This window comes from Actinoplanes sp. NPDC049118 (genome assembly GCF_040648555.1).
Classification (GTDB): domain Bacteria; phylum Actinomycetota; class Actinomycetes; order Mycobacteriales; family Micromonosporaceae; genus Actinoplanes.
In genome coordinates, this window is record NZ_JBEZDY010000018.1 from 32,305 (window position 1) to 56,305 (window position 24,001).

Here is a 24,001-nt window from a genome sequence, read left to right on the forward strand (position 1 = left end):
TCAGGGGCGCTGCTCGGGGGTGATCCGGGCGCGTCCCAGCTCGGGGCCGACCGCGTTGCGGGCGCCGGGCCGGCGCCCGCGGCCCCAGCCGATCTCCCGGCGGTAGCTGCCGAGCAGGCCGGTCTGCGCCACGTGGTCCTCGTCGCGCAGCGGCGAGCCGGGTGGTGCGGGGTGGGTGAGCGGGGCGACGAACAGCGCGTCGGCCGGGCAGTGCGCCTCGCACATGAAACAGGTCTGGCAGTCGCTCTGCCGGGCGATGACCGGGACGCCGTCGGCGCCGCGGTCGAAGACGTCGGTCGGGCACACCGCGATGCACACGTCGCAGGTCACGCACCTGCCGGCCGAGACGACCTCGATCACGACGCCACCGCCGGCTGCGGGCGCTGGGCGAGCACGGACTCCGGGCGTACCCAGATCTCGTCGAGGCCGCCGACGGTGAGCCGGCGGTGCTGGGCCGGATCGAGGTCGGGGAAGTCCTCTCGCCGGGCCATCCCTCGGCTCTCGGTGCGGGCCAGCGCGCTGGTGTACATCCACCGCGCGTGCGCGACCATCGCGGCGGCCTGCCGCAGCCGGGGCGTGCCGTCCGGTTCCGCGGCGGCGCCGGCGCGCAGCCGGGTCCACAGCTCGTCCAGCTCGGCCAGCGCAGGGCGCAGCCGGTCGCCGTGCCGCAGGTAGTTCTTGTCGTACGGGTGCACCTGGCGCCGCAGCACGTCCTGCGCCTCGGCCCAGGGGTCCCCGCCGAAGGTCCCGCCGCCGGTGGGCCGCACGGCGACCCCGCCGGCGCCGGTGAGCCGCCGCTTGACGGCCGAGGTGCCCAGCGCCGCCGCGAAGCGGGCCGCGCCGCGGCCGGCCCAGGTGCCGGACGACATCGCCCACGCCGAGTTGTGGCTGCCGCCGCCGGTGAAGCCGCCGCAGATCAGCTCCCGGGTGGCGGCGTCGCCGGCGGCGTACAGGCCCGGGACGCTCGTGGCGCAGTCGTCGTCCACGAGCTGGATGCCGCCGGTGCCGCGTACCGTCCCCTCGAGCAGCAGGGTCACCGGGAACCTGTCGGTGAACGGGTTGATGCCGAGCCGGTCGAAGGTGAGAAAGAAGTTCGGCTGCCCGGACCGCATGAGGGCCTGCTGTTCCGCGGTCGCCTGGTCGATCTGGCACAGCACGGTCCCGGTCCGCAGCAGCTCCTTCGCGATGACCGAGCGGCCGCCCTGGCTGCCGGCACCGGCGAGCGGGGCCCCGTCGCCGCGGAAGAACGTGGCGAAGCCGTAGTAGGCGGTCTTGGTCACCGAGGTGAAGGCGGGCGCGATCGCGTACGCGTTGGAGAACTCCATTCCGGACATCGCCGCGCCCGCCTCGGCGGCGTAGAGCGCGCCGTCACCGGTGGCGACGTCGCAGCCCAGTGCCTTGGACAGGAACGCGCAGCCGCCGGTGGCGAGGAGGACAGCGCGGGCGCGCACCCGGTAGCCGGTGTGGTGCTGGCGGCGGTGTCCGCGCACCCCCGCGACCGTGCCCGCGGCGTCGACCAGCAGCTCGGTGACGGGGCTGTGGTCGAGGATCCGCACCCCGGCCCGCTTGATCCAGGAGCGCATCCGCCGCATGTACTCCGGGCCCTGAAGCCCGCGCTTGTGGGCCCGGCCGTCGACGACCGGGAACGGGTAGCGCGCCTCGGTGCCGAGCCGGTTCATGTTCTCGTAGGTCTGGTCGAGGACCCGGGCCATCCAGCGCCGGTCCTGCAGGTGCCCGCCGAGCGCCTCCCGGCCGGCCATGGCCTGCTCTCGGGCCGCGGGTTCCGGCTGGACGTACCAGACGCCGGTGCCGCCGGAGGCGGTCGGGCCGGAGGTGCCGCAGTATCCCTTGTCGAGCAGCAGGACGTCGGCGCCGGTGGCGGCGGCGGTCAGCGCCGCCCAGGTGCCGGCGGGACCGCCGCCGACGATCGCGACGTCGGCGGTGAGGTCCAGTGCGGTCGTGGTCATGTCCCGAAGCCTTATTCCCCAAAACCTATCTGTCAAGTAGGGTTTTACGGCGTGGGACGTGGATGCGGGTCAGTGGAAGGGCGGCTCGCCGAAGACGTCGCGGATCCGGTAGAGGTCGCGCAGGCGGGGCTCGGTCGACCCGCTCACCCAGCGGCTGATCGTCTTCGTCGACACCTCGAGCCGGCGGGCCGCCGCCTCCATGGTCAGTCCCTCGGCCCGCAGCCGGGCCGCCAGCCAGGCGGCGAAGGAGGGCGAGGCGGCCGCCGGGATCGGTGCGGTGGCGTCCGGCTCGGGCCGGCGCGCACCGATCCGGGCGCCGCGGCCGGGCGCCGGCTCGGCGCCGGTGCGCGCCGCGTCGACGTGGCGCAGCGCCGCGGCCTGCGCGACCCCGGTGCGATCGTCCGCCGGGCCCCGCTCCGGCGCGAAGAGCACGTCCACCTCGGCCGCCGTCGGGAAGATCCGCAGCGAGACCTGGATGGAGCCGCTCACGCCGGCGGCGTCCAGCAGCACGTCGGCGACCCGCTCGCACAGGGTGCGGATGTCCTCATCGGCCACCGAGGTCGTGGTCAGCTGCCGGCGCACGAAGTCGCGGACGTCCGGAAGCGCGGAAGGCCGCGCCGGGAAGTCCTGTGCGACGACCACGATCGGCAGGATCTCGATGTGCTCCACGCCTGGTTCGAGCGACGCCGGCATCGCGCCCCCTTCCGCGGTTCCGATTGTCCCGACCGGTTCGAGCTTACGGGCGCCGGACTCACCCGTTCGGGTGACAATGGCGGCCGGCGTCTTCTCCCGCGACCGGCGCAGCGCATAGGCTCGCCTCGATCGAGGGCCGCCACGCTGGACCCTGCCCAAGACCCGGATCGCGGACCGAGCCGGCCGCGGATCCCGCGCCGACCGCTGATCGGATGGTGACGGCTTGTGAACGTCCCCTGGGCCGACAGCGACGAGCAGGTGCTGCACATCCTCTGGCTGAACGGCGGCCTGAGCTGCGACGGCGAGTCGGTGGCGCTGACGGCCGCGACGCAGCCCAGCATCGAGGACCTGATCCTGGGTGCCCTGCCGGGCGTTCCGCAGATCGCGCTGCACTGGCCGTACCTCGGGTTCGAGACCGGACCCGACGGAGGCGCGGACAGCTTCATCGAGTGGTTCCACCGGGCCGGCCGCGGTGAGCTGGACCCGTTCATCCTGATCGTCGAGGGTTCGGTGCCCGACGAGGGCAACAAGGAGCAGGGCTACTGGAGCGGGTTCGGCAACGATCCGCTGACCGGGCAGCCGATCACCACGACCGAGTGGCTCGACCGGCTGGCGCCGAAGGCGACCGCGGTGATGGCCGTCGGCACCTGCGCGGCGTACGGCGGCATCCACGCGATGGCCGGCAACCCGACGGGCGCCATGGGGGTACCCGACTACCTCGGCTGGGAATGGAAGTCCAGGACCGGGCTGCCGATCGTCTGCGTGCCGGGCTGCCCGACCCACCCGGACAACCTCTCCGAGACCATCCTGCAACTGCTCTACCAGATCAGCGGGCAGGCGCCGACGATCGCGCTGGACGAGTCGCTGCGTCCGCAGTGGCTGTTCGAGTCGACCGTGCACGCCGGTTGCGACCGGGCCTCCTTCTACGACCAGAGCGAATTCGCGACCGGGTACGGGTCGTCGAGCTGCCTGGTCAAGGTGGGCTGCTGGGGTCAGGTGGTGCGGTGTAACGTCGCGAAGCGAGGGTGGATAAACGGCGTGGGTGGATGCCCCAACGTCGGCGGCATCTGCATCGGATGCACCATGCCGGGCTTTCCCGACAAGTTCATGCCGTTCATGGAGGCGCCGGCGGCCGGTGCCGTTCCGGCCGGTGCGGGGTTCGCGCCGGTCGTGCAGACGCTTCGCGGCTTCACCGTACGGATGGCGGCGACCTGACCCGCACCCGCGATCAGCTGGAGGTCACGATGACCGCACCCGACGCAGCCGAGGCGGCCGCCCAGCGGGTGGACCAGCTCCTGGCGGAGCTGCGCGCCGGCCCCGATCGGCGCGCCGCCGGCCTCGCCGAGGAGCTGACCCGCTGCCTGGTGCACCTCTACGGGGCCGGGCTGACCCGGATCGCGGCGCTGCTCCCCGCCGACCAGATCGTGGGGCTCTGCGCCGATCCGCTCGTGGAGAGCCTGCTGCTGGTGCACGATCTGCATCCGCTGGACGCCCCCGAGCGGATCCGGCGGGCGCTGGCGCGGCTGCGCCTCGTGGACGAGCCGGAGTACCTCGGCATCGACGAGGCCGGGGTGGTACGCCTGCGCCTGCCCTCCGGCGGCGGATGCCGGTCGTCCCGGCAGGCGGTGGCCGACCGGATCGAGGCGGCCGTCCGGTCCGCGGCCCCGGAGGCCACCGACGTCGTCCTGGAGATGCCGCCGCCGCCCCCACCGCTGCTCCAGGTATCATTACGCCCCGGCCTGGCCGTGCCGTGAGCTCCGCGCACGCCCGCGCAGGCGTCCAGCGTGGCCCGTCACCCACCAGGGTGTACGACCCCGTGCGTGGGCCGGACACAAGTGTCCGAAAGGGCCTCTGGCCAGGCCATTTGCGAACATCACCGCGCCGGAGCGGCGCCACATGTGTGCGGACACGCTTGGGGCTGGCGGCAACGGAATCCACCGTGCAGGCTTGGTCACCGTGCGTAGGACGCATCGTGGTGACTACAAAAGGGTGGCATCGTGATCTGGCAACGAATCTCTCAGCGTCGGTCGCCGGCGGTCTCTCGCGGCGACGGCAGAACGGTCACCCGGCGGATCCCGGGGAGCCGGAAGGAATGCCAGGTGCAGGCGACGTGCACGGCGCCGATTGTGGTGCGCGAACCCGAGGCGGCCTGGTGGCGGGTGCAGGCCGAGTTCGACGGATGGGCCTCCGGCGGCGCGACGACGACGGTTGCGGTGCTGGAGGACCGCGACGCCGCCGACGATGCGGTGCTGGCCAGCCTGGCCCGGCTCGCCGTCGCCGACGAACTGCTGGTGGTCTTCGGCGTGGCCTCCGGCGCGTACCCCGCACAACACAACATGATCACGGGACTGCGGGGCAGGCTGCCGCGGCACGACGTGGTCGCGATGCACGTCCGGCACCGCGGCGCGGCGGGCCACTGGCAGGCCGCCCTCGACCTCTTCCTCGACGCCGGCCGCCTGCCCGTGGTCGTCACCACGGCGGCCGTCCTGCAGGACGTCACCGCCGAGATCTCGAGCTACGTCCGGGCCGACCGGGTCCTGCGGGTCTTCGGCACCGGCACCGGCGCCGATCTCTACCAGGTGTGGCGCCGACCCGAGCCGAGCGTCAATTGACGGCGCTCGCCCTGCGGGCCCCGTCATGAGCGGCGCCGACCGCGCCGGCGCGCCGCTGGCCGCGCTGCGCCGGCTCGCGCTGAGCGGCCCCGCCGCGGCCGCCGGGGAGCGCTGCGACATGTGCGCCGCCGGCGTTCCCGCGGCGCACTCGCACGTGGTCGATCTGCAGAGCCGGGCGTTGCTGTGCGCCTGCCGCCCCTGCTACCTGTTGTTCACCGACGAACACGCGAAGCTGCAGTACCGGGCCGTGCCGGAGCGCTACCTGTCGCTGCCCGGGACCGCGTTCGACGAACGGGCCTGGGACGAGCTGCAGATCCCGGTCGGGCTCGCGTTCCTGTTCCGCGACTCCGTACAGGACCGGATGGTGGCCTCCTATCCGGGCCCGGCCGGTGCGACCGAATCCGACCTGCCGCTGCCGGCGTGGGACCGGATCGTGACGCGTACCCCGCAGCTCGCGCTGCTGCGACCCGACGTCGAGGCCGTGCTGGTGCGCCGCCCGGCCCGGCCCGGGGACGCGCACCGGCCGGACGCGGAGTGCTACCTGGTGCCCGTCGACGCGTGCTACGAGCTCGTCGGGCGGCTCCGCCTGCTGTGGCGCGGCTTCGATGGCGGGCAGGAGGCACACGAGGCGATGGAGCAGTTCTTCGCCCGGGTACGCGCGTTCAGCCGCCCCGCCCCACCGGCCGGCGCGTCATGAGCGACTACCGCTTCACCATCCTCGACGTCTTCGCCGAGCCGTACGCGATCGCGCCGCAGCTGACCGCGCGCATGCGCGTCGAGGAGACCACCGGCCGGCGCATCCACGCCATCGTGCTGCGCTGCCAGGTGCGCATCGAGCCGCAGCGCCGCCGCTACGCCCCCACCGAGCAGGACGGGCTGCGCGGGCTGTTCGGCGAGCGGTCGCGGTGGGCGGACACCCTGAAGCCGTTCCAGTGGATGCACTGCAACGCCACCGTGCCGGGCTTCACCGGCAGCACCGAGACCGACCTGGCGCTGCCCTGCACCTACGACCTCGAGGTGATCGGCACCCGCTACCTGCACGCGCTCGACGCCGGCGAGGTGCCGCTGACGTTTCTCTACTCGGGCACCGTGTTCACCCGCAGCGGCAACGGTTTCGGCGTGGAACAGATCCCGTGGGCCTGCGAGGCCCGGCACGCGATGCCGGTCTCGGTCTGGCGGAAGATGATCTCCTCCTACTACCCGAACAGCGGCTGGGTGCGCGTCGGTTCCGACGTGCTGGCCGAGCTCGCCGACTACCGGACCCGGCACGGCCTGGTGAGCTGGGACGAGACGATGCAGAAGCTGCTGGCCGCGGAGGAGGGCACGGCGCGCTGAGTCGCGCACCGCGCCCCCGTGCCGGCCTCAGTAGCGGAAGCGCGACACCAGGCTCTGCAGCTGCTTCGACATCGACGCCAGCTCCTCGGCGGAGTGGCGGGTGCTGTCGATCGTGTCGGTGGTGCGCCGGGTGGCGTCCGAGACGCCGGTGATGGTCGCCGCGATGTTGCCGGCGCCGTCGGCCGCATCCTCCAGCGTGCGGTTCATCTCCTGGGTGGTGGCGGTCTGCTCCTCCACGGCGGAGGCGATCGTCGTCTGGATGCCGTTGATCCGCTCGATGATGGCTGCGATCTCGCCGATCGCGGCCACCGCACCGTTGGTGTCCGACTGGATCGTCTCGACCCGGCGGGTGATGTCCTCGGTCGCCTTGGCGGTCTCCTGTGCCAGGTCCTTGACCTCGCTCGCGACGACCGCGAAGCCCTTGCCCGCGTCGCCGGCGCGGGCGGCCTCGATCGTCGCGTTGAGCGCGAGGAGGTTGGTCTGCTCGGCGATCGAGGTGATGACCTTGACGACCGTGGCGATCTCGGTGGAGGAGTCGCCGAGCCGGGCGACGGTGGCGTTGGTGGCGGCCGCGACCTGCACCGCCTGTGCGGCGACGACGGTCGCCTCCGAGGTCGAGGTGCTGATCTCCCGGATGGACGCGCCCATCTCCTGCGAGCCGGCCGAGACGATCCGCAGGTTGTTCGAGACGACGTCGGCGGCCGAGGCGACCGACCCGGCCTGCGAGGACGCCTCGGAGGCCGCCGCGCCGACCGCGGAGGAGACCGAGGTCAGGTCCTCGGCGGAGGACTGCAGGGTGGTGGCGTTCTCGGCGAGCTGCACGATGTCCGCCCGGAGCCGGACGATGCCGTGGTCGAGCGAGGTGGCCATCCGGCCGACCTCGTCCTTGACGGTCACGTTGGACGTGCGGGTCAGGTCGCCCTCGGCCAGGCCCGCGGCCACGTGGGAGACGCCGGCGACCGCGCGGCGTACCCGGTTGGCCACCCGCATGCCGAGATAGAGGCTGATGGTCACGCCGACCACGAGTAGGGCCACCACCAGGCGGGTGGCTGAGGTCTTCTGGTCCTCACTCTCCTGGATGCGCGTGGCGACCTCCGCGGCCACGTACTTCTCGATCTCGGCCTGGTCCGCGAGGAGCATGTTGTGCCGCTTGGTGTACTCGGTCAGCCGCGTGACCGTCTCGGCGGGCGTCATTTGCGCCGGTGTTTCGACCAGGAAGGTCTTGAAGGCGGTCCAGTCGGACTGCATCTTCGCGACGGCCTTCCCGCCGTCCGTGCCGGCGAGGCTCGAGGACAACGTTTGCAGGCCGGCGTCGACCGCCTTCTGCCTAATGGCCATGGTGGTGGCGATCTGGGAGGCGACCATCGGGTAGAGCTTCATCGCGGTGTTGGAGACGACGAAGCTCTCCAGGTTCAGTCCGACGCTCGACGATGCCTGCATGACCATCAGGTTCCGCTTCTGCGCGGCGACCGACGTGTCGCTCATCTGGAAGAGCGCATGCAACGACACGACGGCGATGATCAGCCCCATGACGGTCGCGGTCAGCACCGCCGTGTTGATCTTCGTCCGCAACGAACGATTGTCGAACGCCGCTCCGAAGCCGCCGATACGCGCCACACGATTCTCCTGCCTTGACGGGACCCTCGCACCTCTCATCGGCCGTTCCGGTGTGAACCTGAGCACACGGCCGGACCGTCGTACGGCTGTACGAACGGCCGCGGGTCAGGACACCGCGCAGGCGCTCCCGTTGAGCGTGAAGGCCGCCGGGCGGGGGTTGGCGCCGGCGTGGGTGGCGTTGAAGCCGAAGGTCGCCGTCGCGCCCGGCGCCAGGGCCGGGTTCCACGCCTCGCCGGTCGCCGTGACGGCGGCGCCGGACTGGGCGATCCTCGCCGACCAGGCCTGGGTGACCTGCTGCCCGGCGGCGAAGGACCACTGAAGACTCCAGGGGCTTACCGCGGCCGTGCCCGTGTTGGTCACCGAGACGGTGCCGGTGAAGCCGGTGCTCCAGTCGTTGGTCGAGTAGCTCACCCGGCACGCGGTGCCCGTGCCGCCGGGCGCGGTGGTGACGGCCAGCGCCGCCGAGCGGGCCGAGCGGTTGCCCGCCGCGTCGCGCGCGGCCACGGTGAACTCGTAGCGGGTCGCCGGGCTCAGGCTCGTGACGGCGTACGACGCGGTCGTGGTGGAGCCCGCGGCGGCGCCGTCGCGGTAGACGTCGTATCCGGCCAGCCCGCTGCCGCCGGTGTCGGTCGAGGCCGGCCAGGTGAGCGTCATGCCGGTGGCGGTCACCCCGGCCGCGACCGGGGTGCCGGGCACGCTGGGCGCGACGGTGTCGGCCGGCGTACCGGGGTAGCTCAGGCCGAATCCGTAGGCGAAGAGCGGCGCCTTGCCGTCACCGTCGTTGATGGGCTGCTGCGCGGCCGACTGCATCCAGGTCACCGGCAGCTTGCCGGTCGGGGCGTAGCCGCCGAAGAGCACGTCGGCGACCCCGCCGCCCTCGCTGCCCGGCAGCCAGGCGGCGACCAGGGCGTTCCAGCGGCCGACCTCGGCGGCTACGTCGAGCGGGCGGCCGGAGACCAGGACCACGATCACCGGTACGCCCGCCGCGGTCAGCCGGGAGAGCGTGGCCAGGTCGGTGGCGTCCAGGCTCATCGAGCCGGGCCGGTCGCCCTCACCCTCGGCGTACGGCGTCTCGCCGACGACGGCTATCGCCGCCCGGTACGAGCCGTCGATGCCGGTGCCGTCCCGCTGGTAGGTGACGGTGGCGCCGCCGCCGACGGCGTCGCGGATGCCCTGCAGGATGGAGGTGCCGGGGATGGTGTTCCCGCTCGAGCCCTGCCACGTCGTCGTCCAGCCGCCGCTCTGGTTACCCAGGTCGTCGGCGCTGCGGCCGGCCACGAAGATCTTCCCGCCGGATCTGGACAGGGGCAGGATGCCGCCCGCGTTCTTCAGCAGCACCTGCGACTCCCGGACGGCCTGCCGGGCCAGGGCGCGGTGCGCGGCGCCGCCGATGCCGGACGCGTAGGTCCGGTCCGCGTACGGATGTTCGAAGAGGCCCAGTTCGAACTTCTTGGTGAGGATCCGCCGGTTGGCGTCGTCTATCCGGGACATCGGGACCTGGCCGGACTGCACCGCGGCCCGCAGCCGGGTGATGAAGGTCTGCCAGTCGTTCGGCACCATGATCATGTCGAGGCCGGCGTTGATCGCGGTGGCCACCTCGGCTTGGGTGAAGCCGGGCTGGCCGTCGAGCTGGTCGATCGCGGCCCAGTCCGAGACCGTGAAGCCGGCGAACCCGAGCTCGCCCTTGAGCAGGTCGGTGATGAGGTACCGGGAGCCGTGCAGCTTGGCGCCGTTCCAGCTGCTGAACGAGATCATCACCGAGCCGACGCCCCGCTGCACCGCGGCGGCGAACGGCGGCAGGTGTACGGCCCGCAGCTCCGCCTCGCCGACCCGGGTGTCGCCCTGGTCGGTGCCGCCGGTGGTGCCGCCGTCGCCGACGTAGTGCTTCGCCGTGGCCAGCACCGAGGCGGGACCGTCCAGCCGGGCGCCCTGCAACCCGTCGACGACGGTGGTCATCGCCGTGGCGATCTCCGGCCGCTCGCCGTACGACTCGTAGGTGCGGCCCCAGCGGTCGTTGCGGGCGACGCAGAGGCAGGGCGCGAACGTCCAGTCCTGGCCGGCCCCGGTGACCTCCTCGGCGGTGGCCCGGCCGATCTGCTGTACCAGCGCGGGGTTCCGGGTCGCGCCCAGGCCGATGTTGTGCGGGAAGATCGTCGATCCGTACACGTTGTTGTTGCCGTGCACCGCGTCGATTCCGTAGATGATCGGGATCTGCAGCGGGGCGGCCAGCGCGCCACGCTGGAAGGTGTCGTACATGTCCGCCCAGGCGGCGGGGGTGTTCTGCGCGGGGGCCGAGCCGCCGCCGGACAGCACGGAGCCGACCCGGTACGAGGTGATTCCGGCCGCGGTGATGGAGCCCCGCTCGGCCTGGGTCATCTGGCCGATCTTGTCGTCCAGGGTCATCCGGGCGAGCAGGTCGCTCACCCGGTCGGCGACCGGCAGGGCCGGATCCTGGTACGGCAGCGCGGCGGCCGGCCTCGGCGCGCAGGCCGTGAGCGCGGCCGCGACGAGCCCGGTCAGCCCGAGGTGCGCGAGGGCGCGAACTGCAGATCCCATGCTGGGTCCTGTCCGATGGCGGTCGGTAGGGGAGCGGCGCCGTGACATCGTTACATGGGAGCGCTCCCATTACCAAAGGATGTCCACACTGTGACAAACGGCGAACACGTCCCGTCTCAGCCGCGGCGCCAGAGCTGGGCCGCGACCCCGGTGCATGGATACAGCGACAGCCGGGCGCCGTTCGCGGTGTCCCAGTTGTAGTTGTCCAGGCACATGTTGCCGGCGACGTTGCGCAGGGAGAACCAGCCGCTGCCGCGGTCCTGGATCGTCCACTGCTGCGCCGTCGAGCCGTTGCACGGGTACAGGCCGACGTCGGCGTTCGCCGCGGTGTTGAAGTTCAGGTCGTCCAGGCACGTGCCGGTGTTGCGGTTGCGGATCTCGTACCAGCTCGTGCCCCGGTAGACGAACTCCCACTCCTGCGCGGCGTTACCGCTGCAGGTCCAGAGCCGGACGAGCGCACCCGGCGTGGTGTCGAGGTTGTAGTTGTCGACGCACCGGTTGCTGTGCCTGCCGCGGATGCCGGGGGAGGCCAGGCCGTTCGGTATCGGCTGGCCGAAGAACGGGTCGCCGTTCTCCCGCCAGTAGAGCTGCTGCATGCGGGTGTGCCGGTTGGGGTCGGTGAGCGCGTCGGGCGTCGGGTTGGCGTAGTCGCGGGCGTGGTAGACGAGCAGGTCCGTCGCGTTGTCCTCGGCCACCGTGAAGCTGCCGTGGCCGGGGCCGTACACCCCGTTGGCCGTCTGGAAGACCGGGTCCGGGTGCTTGTACCAGGACGCCGTGTTCAGCAGGTCCGCCGTGTCCCATGACGACAACAGGCCGAGCTTGTAGCGGGAGTCCGTCGCGGAGGCCGAGTACGCGATGTACACCCGGCCGTTCCTGACCAGCGGCGACGGGCCCTCCACGACGCCCGCGACGCCCTCCATCTCCCAGCCGTACGTCGGCCGCGCGATCTCGACCGCCGGCCCGGTGATGGCGGTGGCGCCGCTCATCCGGGCGATGTACATGTGGCTGTTGTAGTTGGTGGCGGGGCTGTCCTGCGCCCACACGAGGTAGCGCACGCCGCGGTTGACGAACGACGCGGCGTCGAGCTGGAACGACTCCCAGCCGGTGTCGAACCGCTGCGGCGCGCTCCACGCGCACGACATCGGGTTCGCGCACGTGTTGCGGATCCAGTACAGCCGCTGGTTGAACACCGCCGAACCCGGCGACGCCGAGAAGTACATGTACCAGGCGCCGTCGTAATACCGCACGTCCGGAGCCCAGATCCACCCGCTCAGCGACCCGCTCGACGGCGCGACGAACGCGTTGACCGCCGGGGCCGACGCGAGCCCCCGAAGGGTGGTCGCGCGGCGCAGTTCGACGCGCTTGTAGTCCGGGACGGAGGCGGTCATGTAGTAGTAGCCGTCGGTGTGCTTGTAGACGGCGGTGTCGGCGCGCTGGCGCACCACCGGGTTGTCGACGACGACGAACTGTGCGGACGCCGGCGGTGCAAAGGCGGCCAATAGCGCGATGACCACGGCGGCGACGATCCGCCATCTGTTGGTGAACACGGACGCTCTCCTCACGTCGCCTCGGGGACGGGCAATGGTGTTAGCGTTCACAGATTCGCCAACGGTTTCATGGATGTCAATAGAATGTTTCGGTGTACCCGCTATGAGCTGCGGATATATGATTTAGGTCGCCTCCGGCTTTGCACTCCTGCCGCGTCGGTGGCCGCGATGATGTGACCGATCACAGCCCTAGGCGCCGAAATCGATTGCCGCGCGCGCCCGGCTCCGCGACGATGGTGCCCATGACGTTCTGACGGACCGCACCCTTGCTACCCAGGCCCACCGGCGCAGATCCCGCGCTCCGTGGTGCCGTCCGCCGTACCCCTATTGGGAGAGAACGTCTTGTCCGAGTCACACACCCGGCCCGGGTCCGCCCGGGCCACCGTCACCGTGTTCGCCTCCCCGGCGAGCTGGATCGAGTCCGACGCCGTCGCCCAGTGCGAACAGGTCGCAGCCTTCGACGGCATGATCCACGTCGCCGCCATGCCGGACCTGCACCCGGGCAAGGGCGCACCCATCGGCGCCGCCATGGCGTCGACCGTGCTGTACCCGTTCCTGGTGGGCTCCGACATCGGTTGCGGCATCGCGGTGTTCCCCATCGGCCTCAAGCGCGCCGTGCCCGAGAAGCTCGCCGCCCGGTTCCCCGACCTCGACCGCGCCCTGGACCCGGAGCGGGACGCCGACGACCCGGCCTGGGCGGTCGTGGACGGCGACATCCCGGCCGGTCACCTCGACGGCCTCGGCACCGTCGGCCGCGGCAACCACTTCGTCGAGCTGGCGCGGGTCGAGACCGTCCTCGAGCCCGACCACGCCGCCCGGCTCGGCCTCACCGCCGGCGACCTGGTGCTCATCGTCCACAGCGGCTCCCGAGGCCTGGGCGAGCGGATCCTGCGGGCACACACCGCGCTGCACGGCGCGGGACCGGCCCCCGATCCCGCCGCCTACCTGGCCGCGCACGACGACGCCGTCCGCTGGGGATCGCTCAACCGGCGGCTGATGGCGGCCCGGGTCGCACACGCCCTCGGCGCCGAACCCACCGAGCCGATCGTCGACCAGTGCCACAACCTGGTCGAGCTCCGCGACGGCGCCTACCTGCACCGCAAGGGCGCGGCACCGGGCGACGGCCGCGACGTGCTCATCGCCGGCACCCGGGGCACCCGGTCCTACCTCGTCGCGGCGCACGCGGGCCCCGCGGCCAACCACTCCGTTGCGCACGGTGCGGGCCGCAAGATGTCCCGCGCCGACGCCCTGCGCCGGGGCCGGGCCAAACACACGGTCGACGAGCTGCGCCGCACGCCGGTCGGGTCGCTGGTGGTCTGCGGCGACCGCCAGTTGCTCTTCGAGGAGGCGCCGACGGCCTACAAGCGCATCGAGCAGGTGATCGGTGACCTGGTCGCCCACGACCTGGCCACGCCCGTGGCCACCACCGTCCCCTTGGTCACCTACAAGACGGCCGACCTCGGCACGGCACCCACCCGCGACCGCCGGGACCACCGCCGCAAGCGCGGCCGAGCATAGGAGCGCCCCTCGACGATCCTCTTTCGTGCGGGTTTCCGCCGGCCGCCGGTGTGGACACCGGCCATGTCCGCATTCGACACAGGGGAGAGCATGGTTGGTGTAGCCGGATTCCGATCCCCGCCGCGGGTACCGTCGACCTCGGCGGCCGGACTCGCGGTCGGCCGCCGCCCTGACCGCAAGCAGGGATGTGGACCGATGACCGACTCGGCGCTCGCCGGCGAACTCCGCCGCCTGCGTGAACACCGTGGCCTCTCGTACCGCCGGCTCGCCGCGCTCGCCGCCTGCAGCTCCAGTCAGATCAGTGACCTGGAGAAGGGCAACCGGCGGCCCACCCGGGAGATCGTCGCCGCCCTCGACCGCGCCCTCGGCGCACAGGGCCGCCTTGTGGCGGCGCTTCGCCCCTTGACGCCGGACGACGTCGAAGGGGAGCTGGACGCGATCGAGCTGGCGCAGCGGGCAGCCGCCACCGACGTCAGCGACAGCACTCTCGACCGGCTGGAGCGGGTCGCCGACGCGATGGCGATGTCGTACGCCACCACCTCGCCGGCCGAGCTGCTGCTCAGGGCGCGTCGGCATCTGCGCTACGTCGACCAGCTGCTCGACGGGCGCAGCACCCTTCGACAGCATCGCCGGCTACTGGTGGCCGGCGGCTGGCTCGTGCTGCTGCGTGCCACCCTGCACGTGGACCTGCGGCAGAGTGCCGCCGCGGCAGCGCATCTGGACACGGCGGCGGCGCTGGCCGAGCAGGCCGAGCATCCGGAGCTGGCCGCGTGGTGCCTCGAGACGCAGGCGTGGGATGCGCTGACTCGGGGCGCCTATGGGCAGGCGGTGGACCTGTCGCGGCGGGCGCAGGCGATCGCGCCCGCGCAAGGATCGGCGATCGTGCAGGCGACGGCGCAGGAGGGCCGGGCGTGGGCGCGGATCGGCGATCGGGCCGCCACCGGTGACTCGCTGACGCGCGTGGAGCGGATGGCCGAACACCGCCCGGAGCCGGAACATCCCGAGCACCACTTCCAGTACGACCCCAGAAAGGCTCACTCGTACGCGGCGACGACGCTGGCCTGGGTCGGCGACCCCGGCGCCGAGCAGGTGGCACGGGACGTCATCGCCGAGTTGGAGGCGGAGGGTGCACGGCCGCGGCGGATCGCGTCGGCCAGGCTGGATCTCGGCCTGGCGCTGCTCGCCGGTGACGCGCCGCGGCCGGAGGAGGCGTCCGAGGAGGCCCGCGCGGCGATCCGGTCGGGGCGGATCGTGCCGTCGAACTGGTGGCGCGTGATGGAGGTCGTCTCCGGTGTGGAGGAGTCGAGGGCTCCAGATGGGCGTGACCTGCGCGACGAGACCGAGGCGGCGCGCCCGCTCAGCGACTCCTGACTCCCGTCCGCGGGGTTGCGGACACGGCCGCGCAGGCTGCGGACACCGATCCCCGCGGCCGAAAACCTGCCCCTGTCCGGCCCACGAGCGCGATGGCCAGGCCCAGTGGTGAACGTGCTGCCGCCGGTCGACCCGGCCGAGAACGGCGGTCACGGGGGAGGTTGTGCCTGGCTGAGGATGCGGCCCACGTTTTCCGGTGCGAAGAATTCGGCTGGTGAGGTGGCGCCGGAGTTGACGCGCGCGAAGGCGTCCATCGCCTCCTGGTCGCCGCGCATCGCGGTGACCAGCTGGATCGTCTGGGAGTCCGGGGGTTCCAGCGCGGCGATCTGCGCGGTCATCTCGTACATCGGCAGCGCGCGGTCGTCGCGGGCCGAACGGTAGCCGTCCATGGCCTCGTCGTACGGGCGCTTGCCGCCGAGCGCCTCGTCGAGGGCGCCGGCACACAGTTCGGCGTCGTGGAAGGCGTCGGTGATCCCCTGCGCGGTGATGAAGTCGCGGTTGTACCCGGCGTCGCCGACGAGCGCCCAGCCGGGGCCGTACGGCGTGCGGAAGTAGTTCGGCACCGAGGTGCCGACGAACCGGGTCTCGCGGGTGGCGCCGCGTAGCCGGTCGGCGAAGGCCGGCTCCAGCTCGAACGTCCTCTGCAGGGCGCCCTCGATGTCGTTGCGGTGCTCGGCCAGCTCCGCGTACGGCCAGCCGCCGATGAGCATCGTCAGGTCGTCGTTGGTCGGGCAGGCCGCCCAGCCGCGCCCCGGCCGGCTGTAGATCTCGAACGTGCCGTCCATCGGCAGGTTGCTCCAGTACGAGTAGTACCCGCAGGTCAGCGGCGGGCGCTCGTGGTACTGCCGGGGTCGCACGGCCTTGGCGACCACCGAGTTGCGCCCGTCGGCGCCGACGACGACCCGCGCCCGCTCGACCACCGGCGACCCGCCGGGGTCCCGGCCGCGGATCTCGCTCAGGGGGCCGGTTCCGGCGCGGACCTCCTCGACGGTGAACGCCTCGCGGACCTCCGCGCCGGCCTCCGCGGCGGCGTCGACGAGGATCTTGTCGAGCACGGTGCGCCTCGGGGCGTACGCGTGGGGGGAGTAGGCCGTGCCGGGCGCACCGGCCAGGGTCAGCGGCCCGAAGTCGAAGCTGTACCGGCCGATCGGCGGGCATCCCGTCGCCGTGATCCGGTCGAGCAGGCCCCACCGCTTCAGCGCGGCGACGCCCGGCGGATGGACGAGGTGGGTCGACACGGTGTCGCTGGGGAACGTCGCCCGGTCCACCACGAGGACCCGATGTCCCAGGCGCGCCAGCAGCATCGCCAGGGGCGACCCGGCGCAGCGTGCACCGACCACGATGACGTCGTACGCGTGAACCATCAGGCCTGTCCCTGCAGCGCGTTGTAGCGGTTGCGCACCTCGCGGGCGCGGGCGCGGGCCGCCGCCAGCGCCTCCCGTTCGTCGTCGGTGGAGGTCCACATCCCGAAGTCGACGCCGAGGAGGCCGCCGGAGCCGAGCATCCCGATCGCCTCGAGGTGGTCCTCGATCTCGTCGAGGTCCAGCAGGTCCGACTGCCCGTCCGGCACCGTCTCCATCCACATGATCCAGACGTCGTGCTCGACCTCGCGCAGCTCCCGGCGCGTCACGGCGGCGGCCTGCTCGCGCAGCCGGTCCAGGGCGGCGAGGCGCCGGGTCAGCTCCGGCCCCAGCAGGCGCACCTGCGCGCCGGCCCGGTTGAGCGCCACCGCCATGCCGACCAGGTCCGCGCGCTCCATGTCGGTGGGCGCCCCGGCCTCCATCAGGCGGAACTGGCCGAGCGCGTACTCGGCGCCGCCGAGGATCAGGGGCAGGTAGCGGGTGTGCCGCTGCACGCCGAGCACGCCCCGGTAGAGGTCCGCGAGGTTGTGCCAGACGCCGGTGCTCAGCACGTGCGGGTCGAGCCCGCCGGGCTGGAGGTCGGTGCCCGCGACGGTGGTGATGCCGGAGGCCTGCACGCCCGCGGCGGCGGCCGCCTCGACGGTCTCGCCGGCGGCCTCGGCCAGCACCGCCCAGCCGAGTGCGAGTCCCTCGGGCACGATCGCCGCGCTGAGCATCCCCACGCCGACGCCGATGCCGATGCCCACGAAGATGTTGATCCAGTCCTGCTGGTTGCGGGCCTCGGCGCCGGCCGCGCGGATCACCCGGGCGTAGGTCTCGTAGGCCCGCGTGTAGGTGTCGCTGGCACCCACCACATTGGTCTTGAGTGCGTCCACCGCCTGTACGCCGCGTTCGGCGTAGGCGCCGGCGAGCAGCGTCACCGCGGTGGCGTCGCGGCGCAGCGCCTCCATCGCCGGCACGGAGAGCACGGTGCCGAGGTCGGCGGCGGGTGCGCCCGGAGTCGGTGCCCGGTGCACGTCCCGGCCGGCCGCGGGTGTGGCGGCCGGACCGGCCGTCTCCGGGGCGGTGTCCGCGGACTCGACCGACCGCGCCACCGCGGGCGCGAGGGCGCGGGCCTCGACCTCGGCGGCGTCGGACGGGTCGCTGACCCGGCGGCTGAAGCCGATCCGGCCCGGGCTCTGCTGGGCGACGTGCACCGCCTCGTGCGCGATCAGCTCGCGGCCCGCCGCGGACCCCGGCGCGTAGCGGCCCGCGCCGAAGAACATGTCCTGGCCGGTGGTGAACGCCTCCGCGCCGAGGGAGCGGGCCAGCGTGGCGGCGGCCTCGCCGGTGTGTACGCGGACGCCGCCCAGATCCGCGCCGAGGTGCCGCTGCATCGGTACCCGGAGGTCGTCGGGCAGCGCCGTGCCGCCGCCGCGCTGGGCGTCGATGTGGCCGGCGACGTCCCGGGTGAGGGTCCCGCCGCCCGCGTCGGCGGCCGCGTCGCGCCGCACCTCGGAGCCGGCGAGGAGGCGGGCGACGGCGCCGTTGCCGAGCTGCCGCAGACCGGCGGCCGCCTCGGGCCGCGCGTTCCCCTCGGTGAGCATGCGAGCCACGGCCCGGTTGCCGAGCCGGGCGGCGGGGCCGGGCGCCGCGGTGCCCCGGTCGCGCCCGTCGCCCGTGACGTGCCCCGGCCGTGCAAGGGCGACGGGCAGCGGCCCAGGTTCGTGTCGTCTGGCCATGCAAACCCACTCGTCATGGTTGTCTCCCGTACGGTGCCATCGCCGTGCCGGGTTGTCCAGGATGCTTCGGGCTACCCGTTCGGGCGTCGCCGCCCGGCCGCGGCCCGCGACCACGGGCCAGGGCCGGACGGCGCGCCGTCAGCCCGCCGGGTGGTGCAGCTCCGCGACGGCCGAGTACCGGTCGACGGCGTTGATGGTCCGTACCCCGAACGTGTGTGCGCCGGCCGGGGGAGCCGGCACGATGATCGCGGCGTCGCCGACCTGGCCGACCGGCTCGCCGTCCAGCGAGACCTCGTAGCCGGCGACCGGGGGCGCGACGAACGGCGACGTCGCGGCCGGGCCGGTCCAGGAGAGCCGCAGCAGGCCGGGGGCCGGCGTGTCCGCCCGCAGCCCGCTCGGCGCGGCCGGGATCTCGTCGCCGCGCCAGATCTGCCCGAGCGACCGGTACGCGTACGGGGAGTGATTGCCCGCCGCGTCGACCGCGCGTACGGCGAAGATGTAGATCCGGGGCGGCAGGGTCGGCCCGTTCGAGTAGACGTACCGGGTGTCGGTGACCGTGGCGCGCAGCTGGCCGCTCTCGTACACCTCGTAGGCGATCGGGCCGTGGTCGTCGGACGACGGCGCCCAGGTGAGCGTGAGGCCCGCGCTGATGTCGAAGCCGAGCGGCCCGGGGCGGGTCGGCGCGGTGTGGTCCGCCGGCACCCCGGCGCAGTCGAAGCCGTTGAGCGTGCAGCCGGCCGGTGTGCCCTGCCCCTCCGCCACCCAGCCGAACGTCGCCGACGATCCCGGTGCGAGCGTGCCGTTCCAGGTCTCGTTGCGGACCGTGTAGTGATCTCCGGTGCGGGCGAACACGCCGCTGTACGAGCTCGTGACCCGGGTGCCGGCGGCGAGGTCGAACTCGACCCGCCAGCCGTCGATCAGTGTGGCGGTGTCGTTGCGGACCGTGATGTTGCCGACGTATCCGGCCGGCCACTGCGCGACGCGCGTGAAGACGGCGGTCGCGCCGGTGGCGGTGGCGGTGGCGGAGGCGGAGGCGGAGGCGGGGGACGCGGGGACGAGGACGGCGGCGCTCAGTGCGACCGCGACGGCGATGCGAGCCGAGGACATCATATCGACCACGGTATATCCCTGGGCTGGGCTTTCGTGGTCCCGTCCCGCAGGCCGGTGGTGTATAAAGCCGGTGCGCCTGTTCGGCACCGCCTGCTGAGGAGAACTTCTTGACACCGCCCCCGTTTTCCGCCGCATTGAGCCGATTCCTGGTGGTCGCCGCCGTCACCGCCGCGGCGTCGGGCCTGATGGGCGCCGTTCCGGCCGCCGCCGCGGAGCCCGCGGGCACCGTGGATTACGTGGCGCTGGGCGACTCCTACGCGGCCGGCGTCGGCGCCGGGCCGGAGAAGGGCCCCTGCCGGGTCAGCGACGGCGCCTACCCGCAGCTGTGGGCGGCCAGCGATCCGGGCACGGTGTCGCTGACCAGCGCGGCGTGCAGCGGCGCCGTCACCGCCGACGTGCGCGCCAAGCAGCTCGGCTCGCTCGGCGACGACACCGACCTGGTCAGCATCACGATCGGCGGCAACGATCTCGGGCTGATCGGCGCGGTGCGGCTCTGCGCCGACCAGGGGCAGGCGAAGGCCTGCAGGACGAAGCTCGCCGCGATCAACAAGGCCCTGGACACCACGCTGCCGCGCGACCTCACCAGGACGCTGGCAGCCGTGGCGAAGAAGGCACCGAACGCCAAGCTCGCGATCGTCGGCTACCCGATGCCCTTCGCCGACGTCGCCGACTGTTCCAGCCTCCCGCTCTCCCGGGAGCTGCGCGACGCCGGCAACGAGGCCGTCGCCGGTGTCAACCGGATCCTCGCGGCCCGGGCCGCGGCGCTCCGCGCGACCTATGTGGACGCAGCGCGGCCGTACACGGGGCACGGCCTCTGCTCCGCCTCGCCCTGGCTGGTCGGCGCCGAGGGACTGGCCGCGCAGACCGTTCTGCACCCGACGCTGCAGGGGCAGACCGCCGGCCAGCTCAGCGCGCTGCGGGACGGGGTCGGCACGCCGAAGGCCGTCCTCGCCTGGATCGCCGAACGCGACCGGCCCGCGGCCGGCCCGTCCCCGGCCGCCCCGTCCGCGGCGGCGGCGCCCGCCGACGGCGACGGATCGCCGGCCACCGCGGCCGGTCTGTGGTGGATCGCCGGCGCCGCACTGGTCCTGCTGGCGGCCGGCATCCTCGCCTACCGCCGGCTGCGCCCGCGCGGCGTGGCCGCCGCCGAGTAGTCCGGGTCCCCGCTCACCCGTTGCCGCCGAGGGCCGTGAACACGCCGCGGCGCACCGCCTCGCTCGCCAGTCGCGGGCGGCGGCGGTCGTCGTTGGTCGTCAGGCCGAACTTGTCGAAGAGATTGGTCAGGTGCTTCTTGACCGCGCTGTCCGACAGGCCCAGCTCGGCCGCGAGCTCACGGACCGACGGCGGTTCGGGGAACGCCTGCCCGCCGGTGATGAGCGGGCGGCAGAGGACGTTCAGCACGTCGCGCTCGCGGCGGGTCAGCGGCGGCAGCGGCGGCGCCGGTTCGGTGGTCACCGTCTGCGTGGTGTGCCGCTCGGCCGGGAGGTGCAGCAGCAGACGGGCGGGCCCGATCTCGATCCGGTCGCCGTCGTGCAGGCGGCGGGTGTGCCGCAGCGGCGCGCCGTTGACCGTCGTGCCGTTGGTGCTGCCCAGATCGCGGATCGACCAGCCGGGCTGGAAACGCTCGAGCACCGCGTGCAGGCGGGACACGTTCTTGCTGTCGATCGAGAGCTCGTTGGTCGGCGCCCGCCCGACCGTCAGCAGGGCGCCCGTCAGCGGCACGAGCCGCACCGCGCCGGCGTGGTGCACCTCGAGGTAGGCCACGATCAGGCGCAGTGGTTCTCGGTGGAGACGGTCATCCGAGCGGGCACGCCGGTGCCCGTCAGCGTCGCCGTGGCGCGGGTGCAGCCCGGCGAGATCCGCCGCGGTGCCGTCCAGAGCTCGAGCGGCTGGCCCTTGGCCCGCGCGGTCCGGCCGGCCGGCGCGATCGCCAGATCGACCGACCACGTGCCGCGGGCGCCGGCGTTGTCGCGGTACTGCTTCCAGACCCACGCGTACGCCATCACCGCGCGGCACCCCGGCGACCAGTACTGCTTCACCGATATCGCCTGCTGGCCGCCGACGTAGCCGTACTCGGAGCGGCCCACCTGGTAGGCGTCGGAGTAGCACGGGCCCGGCGGCGGGTTGTCGTCCTTGGCGTACCCGAGCCGGCCGAGTCCGGTGAGTGCGACGGTCCGGCCCAGTACCCGCAGCGACGCCTGGCGGGCACCGGCCGTCCGCGGCGCGAAGGCGATCCGCACCACGCACGCCGCGCCGGGCGCGAGCTCGCGCCCGGTGCAGCCGTCGTCGGCGACGCGGAAGTCGGCGCCGTCGAGCGCCACCCGGGGCACCAGGGTGGTCCGCGTGCCGTGGTTGCGGACGGTCACCGCGCGTTCCTGCGCCTCGGCGCTCAGCTTCTGCTCCTCGAAGCCCAGCGTCGCCGGGACCTCGATCCGCGGCCGCGCCGCCACCTGGGAGCCGCCGGCCGCCAGCACCGCCGCCACGAGGATCAGCGACCCGGCGAGGCGGGTGGTCGAGCGCCGTGCGGCGGGTTGCTGCTCCACTGTGGCCGAGAGGCCGAGGGCCGCCCGGACCCGCGCGGACAGGGAGAGGCCGCCCTGCCGTGCGGCGCCGTGCCCGGGCGCCTCCTCCGGCCAGGCGCTGACCACCTCGGCGACCGCCAGCGGGGTGACCGGGCCGCCGCACTCCCGCTGGGCCTGCTGCAGCGCCTCGGCGAACCGGGCCGCGGACGGCGGGCGCGCGGCCGGATCCTTGGCCATCGCCTGCTCCAGCGCCGCGCAGACCGGTTCGGGCACGCCGCGCGGGCGCAGGTCCGGTGGCGCGGCGGTGGCGATGCGTGCGATGAGGCCGGGTACCGACTCGTCGGCTACGGGCGCGAACGGCGGCTCGCCGCTGAGCCAGTGCACGAGGGTGGAGGCGAGCGCGTACACGTCCGAGGCGGCCGACGCCGGCTCGCCGCGGAGCACCTCGGGGGCCGTGTGCAGCAGGCTCGCGGTCACCGTGCGCTGCTCGCGGGGCGTGCCCCGGCGCACCGGCCGGGCCAGGCCGAAGTCGGCGAGCTTCAGGTCGCCGTACCGGGAGATCAGGATGTTCTCGGGTTTGACGTCGCGGTGCAGGACGCCGGCGCGGTGTGCGCTCTCCAGCGCACCCGCGATCGCGACGCCCCCGGCCGTGACCTCGGGCCACGGCGCCGCGCCGACCCGGCCGGCGAGCGAGCCGCCCTCCTCGTAGGACATCAGGATGTACGGGTTGCCGGCCTCGGTGTGTCCCGCCTGGTGCACGGTGACGATGTGCGGATGGCCGGAGAGCCGGCCCATCGCCTGCACCTCGCGCTCGAACCGGGCGCGTGCGGCGGCGTCGAGCCGGTCGGCGGCGAGGACCTTGACGGCGACCGTACGGGAGAAGGCGGGTTGCCAGGCGCGATAGACGATGCCGAAACCGCCGTGGCCGATCTCGGTCGCGTCCGCACATCCGGGAACTCCGATGTGCGGGTTCGTCGTGGTGCCGGTCTCCTGACGACGCAAAGGCTTCCTCCGGGCTCGGTCCACGCCGGCAGACGGTGGTGGCGGTCGATGATACCGAGCGCCGGCGAGGGCGCGGGGGAGGGAATGGTGGCCGATTCGCCACCTGTCCGTGGTAACGCGTGGCTGGTTCGCTTGGTCGGCACGTTCGATGAACCAAGAGAAAGTGGGAGTCCATGTCGATCATCCGCCGGACCCTCGCCGGCGCGGCTGTGCTCGCGGCCGCCGGCGTAGCGACCCTGGTGAACTCCTCGCCCGCGCTGGCCAGCACCCCGGCCGGTTGCGGCAGCGTCCGCCAGATCGGCACCACCCGGGTGCTGACCGTCGGCGGCATGCAGGCGGCGTCGGTCAAGCAGTACTACGGCTGCGGCTACAACTACGCCTACATCTACGTCTGGGAGCAGTACCGCGACACGCACTCGAACTGGGACCTGCTCGTCCACGTCATCGACCACTCGGACAGCGGCACCGACTACGGCCAGGCCGAGCTGAACAACACCACCCGGGCCGAGCTGTGGGGCCCGCCGGCGGACACCGCCGCGCACTGCACCCACGTCACCGGCTACCTCAACTCGACGGGTGGCTCGACCAGCAAGGTCTGCTGAACGCCGTGAGGGGTGACCCGGTGCCGCCGCCTGCGCGGTGGCACCGGGTTCTTCAGTAGCCGTAGCGGGACTTGAGGTGGCGCCACCAGTCGCGCAGCATCCACCTGTCGAACTCGGTGATCTGCGTGGCGCTGCCCGCCTTCATCAGGAAGCCGCCGACGTCCGGGCTCCAGTCGTAGAAGTCGTCCAGCCCGAAGGTGTGGCCGACCTCATGCAGGAAGATGTGGATGTCGGCCTGATTCAGCGCGCCGAGGAAGTACTCGCTGCCGACCCGCTGCCCCCAGTCGCCGCCCGCGCCGCCGCCGAAGCCCGCGGTCAGCCACAGGGACTGGTCATAGTGGCGCGCCGCGCCGCCCGGGCAGTTCGGGTAGGTGCCGGACTGCCCATCCACTTCTTGACCTGCGGTGGGCGGACGGACGTAGATAAAAGACCGACGCCGGCCCTCGTGGGGGCCGGCGCCGGAGGGC

General features: G+C 73.1%; 21 protein-coding genes. 9 read left to right on the forward strand and 12 right to left on the reverse strand.

Going from position 1 to position 24,001, the window contains the following annotated elements:
* The 3 genes from AB0B58_RS26885 to AB0B58_RS26895 all read right to left on the reverse strand — a co-directional run bounded on the left by AB0B58_RS26885 (position 1) and on the right by AB0B58_RS26895 (position 2,660).
* Positions 1–360, reverse strand: coding sequence for a ferredoxin family protein (locus AB0B58_RS26885; RefSeq protein WP_360229081.1), 360 nt, complete (start codon positions 358–360; stop codon positions 1–3).
* A complete protein-coding gene (locus AB0B58_RS26890; protein ID WP_360229084.1) occupies positions 357–1,967 on the reverse strand; it encodes an FAD-binding protein in 1,611 nt (536 codons plus the stop codon). The genes AB0B58_RS26885 and AB0B58_RS26890 overlap by 4 nt, the downstream gene beginning before the upstream one ends.
* A gap of 69 nt (positions 1,968–2,036) precedes the next feature.
* Positions 2,037–2,660 (reverse strand): helix-turn-helix transcriptional regulator, encoded by a 624-nt coding sequence (locus AB0B58_RS26895; RefSeq protein WP_360229087.1) that lies wholly within the window; start codon positions 2,658–2,660, stop codon positions 2,037–2,039.
* 225 nt (positions 2,661–2,885) lie between these two features.
* Here AB0B58_RS26895 and AB0B58_RS26900 point away from each other — a divergent pair, with 225 nt between their 5' ends.
* From AB0B58_RS26900 to AB0B58_RS26920, 5 genes are all read left to right on the forward strand, one after another.
* Positions 2,886–3,875: a hydrogenase expression protein HypE gene (locus tag AB0B58_RS26900; protein ID WP_360229090.1), complete on the forward strand. Its 990-nt coding sequence runs from the start codon at positions 2,886–2,888 to the stop codon at positions 3,873–3,875.
* 29 nt (positions 3,876–3,904) lie between these two features.
* Positions 3,905–4,414 carry a hypothetical protein gene (locus tag AB0B58_RS26905; RefSeq protein WP_360229093.1) on the forward strand — a complete coding sequence of 170 codons (510 nt, stop codon included), beginning with the start codon at positions 3,905–3,907 and terminating at the stop codon, positions 4,412–4,414.
* Positions 4,415–4,759: 345 nt separating this feature from the next.
* Positions 4,760–5,272, forward strand: a complete 513-nt coding sequence (locus AB0B58_RS26910; RefSeq protein WP_360229096.1) for a hypothetical protein — start codon at positions 4,760–4,762, stop codon at positions 5,270–5,272.
* A 25-nt stretch (positions 5,273–5,297) separates the two neighbouring features.
* Positions 5,298–5,969: a DUF5947 family protein gene (locus AB0B58_RS26915; RefSeq protein WP_360229099.1), complete on the forward strand. Its 672-nt coding sequence runs from the start codon at positions 5,298–5,300 to the stop codon at positions 5,967–5,969.
* Complete coding sequence (locus AB0B58_RS26920; RefSeq protein ID WP_360229102.1) at positions 5,966–6,607, forward strand: DUF6084 family protein; 642 nt, start codon at positions 5,966–5,968, stop codon at positions 6,605–6,607. Before AB0B58_RS26915 ends, AB0B58_RS26920 begins: the two co-directional genes overlap by 4 nt.
* Before the next feature lie 27 nt (positions 6,608–6,634).
* On the opposite strand, the gene AB0B58_RS26925 is transcribed toward AB0B58_RS26920, so the two are convergent.
* From AB0B58_RS26925 to AB0B58_RS26935, 3 genes are all read right to left on the reverse strand, one after another.
* Complete coding sequence (locus AB0B58_RS26925) at positions 6,635–8,224, reverse strand: methyl-accepting chemotaxis protein (protein ID WP_360229105.1); 1,590 nt, start codon at positions 8,222–8,224, stop codon at positions 6,635–6,637.
* Between the two features lie 105 nt (positions 8,225–8,329).
* On the reverse strand, positions 8,330–10,780 hold the full coding sequence (locus tag AB0B58_RS26930) for a glycoside hydrolase family 3 N-terminal domain-containing protein (protein ID WP_360229108.1): 2,451 nt from the start codon (positions 10,778–10,780) through the stop codon (positions 8,330–8,332).
* A gap of 116 nt (positions 10,781–10,896) precedes the next feature.
* A complete protein-coding gene (locus AB0B58_RS26935; RefSeq protein ID WP_360229111.1) occupies positions 10,897–12,327 on the reverse strand; it encodes a family 43 glycosylhydrolase in 1,431 nt (476 codons plus the stop codon).
* A 342-nt stretch (positions 12,328–12,669) separates the two neighbouring features.
* Between AB0B58_RS26935 and AB0B58_RS26940 the strand changes: the two genes are divergently transcribed.
* Positions 12,670–13,845: an RNA ligase RtcB family protein gene (locus AB0B58_RS26940; RefSeq protein ID WP_360229114.1), complete on the forward strand. Its 1,176-nt coding sequence runs from the start codon at positions 12,670–12,672 to the stop codon at positions 13,843–13,845.
* Positions 13,846–14,040: 195 nt separating this feature from the next.
* Entirely contained in the window at positions 14,041–15,216 is a 1,176-nt protein-coding gene (locus AB0B58_RS26945) for a helix-turn-helix transcriptional regulator (protein ID WP_360229117.1), read from the forward strand.
* Between the two features lie 149 nt (positions 15,217–15,365).
* On the opposite strand, the gene AB0B58_RS26950 is transcribed toward AB0B58_RS26945, so the two are convergent.
* The 3 genes from AB0B58_RS26950 to AB0B58_RS26960 form a co-directional block, all read right to left on the reverse strand.
* A complete protein-coding gene (locus AB0B58_RS26950; protein WP_360229120.1) occupies positions 15,366–16,580 on the reverse strand; it encodes an NAD(P)/FAD-dependent oxidoreductase in 1,215 nt (404 codons plus the stop codon).
* Positions 16,580–18,298 (reverse strand): DUF4157 domain-containing protein, encoded by a 1,719-nt coding sequence (locus AB0B58_RS26955; protein WP_360229123.1) that lies wholly within the window; start codon positions 18,296–18,298, stop codon positions 16,580–16,582. Before AB0B58_RS26955 ends, AB0B58_RS26950 begins: the two co-directional genes overlap by 1 nt.
* A 138-nt stretch (positions 18,299–18,436) precedes the next feature.
* Positions 18,437–19,408 (reverse strand): cellulose binding domain-containing protein, encoded by a 972-nt coding sequence (locus AB0B58_RS26960; protein ID WP_360229126.1) that lies wholly within the window; start codon positions 19,406–19,408, stop codon positions 18,437–18,439.
* A gap of 107 nt (positions 19,409–19,515) precedes the next feature.
* On the opposite strand from AB0B58_RS26960, the gene AB0B58_RS26965 reads away from it, so the two are divergent.
* Positions 19,516–20,562 (forward strand): SGNH/GDSL hydrolase family protein, encoded by a 1,047-nt coding sequence (locus AB0B58_RS26965; RefSeq protein WP_360229129.1) that lies wholly within the window; start codon positions 19,516–19,518, stop codon positions 20,560–20,562.
* A 13-nt stretch (positions 20,563–20,575) separates the two neighbouring features.
* Here the strand turns inward: AB0B58_RS26965 and AB0B58_RS26970 are convergent, their stop codons facing one another.
* The gene (locus AB0B58_RS26970; protein ID WP_360229132.1) at positions 20,576–21,172 is read right to left on the reverse strand and encodes an FHA domain-containing protein; all 597 of its coding nucleotides are present in this window, start codon (positions 21,170–21,172) and stop codon (positions 20,576–20,578) included.
* Between the two features lie 2 nt (positions 21,173–21,174).
* Positions 21,175–22,932: a protein kinase domain-containing protein gene (locus AB0B58_RS26975; protein ID WP_360229135.1), complete on the reverse strand. Its 1,758-nt coding sequence runs from the start codon at positions 22,930–22,932 to the stop codon at positions 21,175–21,177.
* Positions 22,933–23,105: 173 nt separating this feature from the next.
* Here AB0B58_RS26975 and AB0B58_RS26980 point away from each other — a divergent pair, with 173 nt between their 5' ends.
* Positions 23,106–23,534, forward strand: a complete 429-nt coding sequence (locus tag AB0B58_RS26980) for a hypothetical protein (RefSeq protein ID WP_360229138.1) — start codon at positions 23,106–23,108, stop codon at positions 23,532–23,534.
* A 52-nt stretch (positions 23,535–23,586) separates the two neighbouring features.
* Here AB0B58_RS26980 and AB0B58_RS26985 read toward each other — a convergent pair whose 3' ends face one another.
* On the reverse strand, positions 23,587–23,925 hold the full coding sequence (locus tag AB0B58_RS26985; RefSeq protein WP_360229141.1) for a hypothetical protein: 339 nt from the start codon (positions 23,923–23,925) through the stop codon (positions 23,587–23,589).
* Between the last annotated feature and the right edge of the window lie 76 nt (positions 23,926–24,001).

Bases quoted from the DNA above. Each gene is read 5' to 3' on its own strand.
- AB0B58_RS26890 (WP_360229084.1), bottom strand. From the start codon at position 1,967: ATGACCACGACCGCACTGGACCTCACCGCCGACGTCGCGATCGTCGGC.
- AB0B58_RS26895 (WP_360229087.1), bottom strand. From the start codon at position 2,660: ATGCCGGCGTCGCTCGAACCAGGCGTGGAGCACATCGAGATCCTGCCG.
- AB0B58_RS26905 (WP_360229093.1), top strand. From the start codon at position 3,905: ATGACCGCACCCGACGCAGCCGAGGCGGCCGCCCAGCGGGTGGACCAG.
- AB0B58_RS26915 (WP_360229099.1), top strand. From the start codon at position 5,298: ATGAGCGGCGCCGACCGCGCCGGCGCGCCGCTGGCCGCGCTGCGCCGG.
- AB0B58_RS26920 (WP_360229102.1), top strand. From the start codon at position 5,966: ATGAGCGACTACCGCTTCACCATCCTCGACGTCTTCGCCGAGCCGTAC.
- AB0B58_RS26930 (WP_360229108.1), bottom strand. From the start codon at position 10,780: ATGGGATCTGCAGTTCGCGCCCTCGCGCACCTCGGGCTGACCGGGCTC.
- AB0B58_RS26945 (WP_360229117.1), top strand. From the start codon at position 14,041: ATGACCGACTCGGCGCTCGCCGGCGAACTCCGCCGCCTGCGTGAACAC.
- AB0B58_RS26950 (WP_360229120.1), bottom strand. From the start codon at position 16,580: ATGGTTCACGCGTACGACGTCATCGTGGTCGGTGCACGCTGCGCCGGG.
- AB0B58_RS26955 (WP_360229123.1), bottom strand. From the start codon at position 18,298: ATGGCCAGACGACACGAACCTGGGCCGCTGCCCGTCGCCCTTGCACGG.
- AB0B58_RS26960 (WP_360229126.1), bottom strand. From the start codon at position 19,408: ATGATGTCCTCGGCTCGCATCGCCGTCGCGGTCGCACTGAGCGCCGCC.
- AB0B58_RS26980 (WP_360229138.1), top strand. From the start codon at position 23,106: ATGTCGATCATCCGCCGGACCCTCGCCGGCGCGGCTGTGCTCGCGGCC.